The sequence below is a fragment of the Bacteroides sp. LFL-34 genome, assembly GCF_027257075.1.
GTDB lineage: Bacteria > Bacteroidota > Bacteroidia > Bacteroidales > Bacteroidaceae > Bacteroides > Bacteroides ovatus.
In genome coordinates, this window is record NZ_JAPQKZ010000142.1 from 1 (window position 1) to 948 (window position 948).

At 51.4% G+C, this 948-nt stretch carries 1 pseudogene; it reads right to left on the bottom strand.

Annotated elements, in window-relative coordinates:
- Nucleotides 1-166: 166 nt before the first annotated feature.
- Nucleotides 167-948: pseudogene (locus tag N5O98_RS27265) on the bottom strand (fimbrillin family protein); the annotation flags it as partial.

Below are 948 nucleotides of genomic sequence, written 5' to 3' on the forward strand. Positions count from 1 at the left end.
TACGGACAGTCCGGTGGCACGGATGACTACGGGGTATTCTCCTTCGGGCAGACGGTTATCGTCGGCAAGTTCGTCCTGCGTGCAGGCGGCAAGGCCGAGCAGCAGGGCGATGGCTGCGGATGTATGGATGGTTGCTCGTTTCATGATGCGTGTCGTTTAGGGTTCGTTATTGTCTCTTTTGTAATACGGGCAGACCGTCGGTGCCGAGTATCCACTGGTAGTCGCCAGCGGTGAGGGCGGTGTTCATGCCGTCGACGGCTGTCTGCCATTTCACGGTCGCGCCGTCCACCTTCGTGGCATCTACCGTTCCTTCTTCAATACGGAATACTCCTTGCCCGGCATTGCCTCCCCAATAACAGGAAGTTATATCAGCGTAGTTATAACGCACTATAGCTCCATTGTTAGACTCTTTCAATGTGCCGTCGAACCAGCAAGCGATGATATCGCCATAATTTGATTCGGCTATACCACAAGTTCCACCATATGATGCAGAAATTTTTCCCGTCACAGAGCAGGCAATGATTTGGCCATGATTTCGGCCCACTATTCCAGCAGTATTTCCACTACTGCCATACAGATTCACATCTATGAGTTGTAGGTTCTTTATCACTCCACGTTCACTTAAGAGTGAACCCAAAAATCCAGTATTATTCATTGCTGAAGAGTTAAATCCTGTAATGCGGTGTCCCTGCCCATTAAAGACGCCGGAGTAGAATGTAAATATGCCTGACCGTGTCCATTCCTTACCCGTCAGGTCGATGTCAGCGGCGAGGGTGCAATTTATCGATTCATCTTTTTGTGAGGCTTCGTTCCATGCCAGCAGGCCGTCGGCGTTATAGACCGTGTAGGTCTTGGTGTTGCTGTCGTAGATGTAGCCCAAATCCTCGGCTGTGCCGCTCTCGCCGCCGCCGTCAGCCCATTCACCGATAGTGCAACCCTCTAACGTCA